This is a genomic window from Candidatus Vagococcus giribetii (assembly GCF_017316185.1).
GTDB lineage: Bacteria > Bacillota > Bacilli > Lactobacillales > Vagococcaceae > Vagococcus > Vagococcus giribetii.
Map to the genome: position 1 here is coordinate 1 of NZ_JAFLVX010000051.1, position 1,453 is coordinate 1,453.

At 34.5% G+C, this 1,453-nt stretch carries 2 protein-coding genes; both read left to right on the forward strand.

Annotated elements, in window-relative coordinates:
* Positions 1–43 precede the first annotated feature (43 nt).
* Positions 44–619 (forward strand): helix-turn-helix domain-containing protein, encoded by a 576-nt coding sequence (locus DOK76_RS13405; protein ID WP_441006658.1) that lies wholly within the window; start codon positions 44–46, stop codon positions 617–619.
* Positions 589–1,453: IS3 family transposase (locus tag DOK76_RS13410; protein ID WP_441006659.1), on the forward strand; the 865-nt coding region annotated here is incomplete at its 3' end. The genes DOK76_RS13405 and DOK76_RS13410, both read left to right, overlap by 31 nt.

A 1,453-nucleotide genomic window follows, 5' to 3' on the forward strand; every position in this document is an offset into this window, starting at 1 on the left:
AAAAGTTAGACCAAAAATCTAACTTTTGGAGGTCGCTATTTTTATGGCAAAATATAATTTAGAATTTAAAATAAAAATTGTTCAAAAATACCTTGATGGAGAAGGTGGATATGCATATCTAACCAAAAAGTATGGCGTCAGTAGTGAATCACAGCTAATAAATTGGGTTAACGCTTATAAAGAATTTGGTGAAGAAGGACTCTTTCGAAAGAGGCAAAATCAAAAATACTCTGTTCAATTCAAGTTAGATGCGATAGAGTTATATCAAACAAGTGAAATGTCCTATCGCGAGGTGGCTAATACCATAGGCATCAATAATTCTCCGATGATTGCAGCTTGGGTGCGCAAGTTTCGTGATGATGGTATTGAGGGACTTTCAAACCCGAAAGGACGTCCGTCTAATATGACTAAGAAAAATAAAGTGACCAAGAAAAAAATCTCAAAAGTCACACCTGAAGAATCTGAACGTATCAAGGCATTAGAGAAGCAAGTCCGTTCTCTTCAAATTGAGAATGCCTTTTTAAAAGAATTGAGGAAGCTGCGAAAACAGGAAGCCCAACAAAGACGCAAGAATCAATCGCACGAATCATCGACAGCCTCCGAGGATTATTTAAATTAGTTGAGCTTCTTGAAACATTGAAATTTCCTAAAGCAACCTACATGTACTGGCAGAAACGCTTTAATCGTTTAAATCCTGATCAAGAAATCGAAAATCAAATGTTAGAGATTCGCAAAGAACATAAGGACTACGGTTGTCTTCGAATGACAAGAGAACTAAAGGATAGAGGTTTTCACGTTAATAAAAAGAAAGTTCAACGTTTGATCAAAAAACTAGGAATCGAAGTAAAATCATATACTAGAAAATCACGACGCTACAGTTCTTATCGTGGTAAGGTTGGTACAGTTGCCAAAAATCGTATTCACAGACGTTTCTACACTAATATCTGCTATCAAAAAATTACTACTGATACAACAGAGTTTAAGTATTTCGAAGCAGACACCAATGGTGTGATTCGTCAGAAAAAGCTTTATTTAGATCCGTTCATGGATTTATACAATAGCGAAATCTTATCTCACAGAATTTCGGAAAAGCCTAACGCTATCGCAGTTATGGAAGGTTTAGAAGAAGCTATCCAAGTAACTAATGATTGTCCTTTTCGTAGAACATTTCATTCAGATCAAGGTTGGGCATATCAAATGAAAGCATATAGTTGTATGTTGAAGGAACACAAAATTTTTCAAAGTATGTCCCGTAAGGGGAATTGTTTAGATAATTCTCCTATGGAAAATTTCTTTAGTCTTTTAAAACAAGAAATTTTTCACGGTGAAGTTTATCGTAGTTTTGATGAGCTTAAAACAGCTATTGATGATTATATTTACTACTACAATAATAAACGAATGAAAAAGAAATTAAACTGGCAAAGTCCTGTTCAATTTCGAAAAGCAACACAAT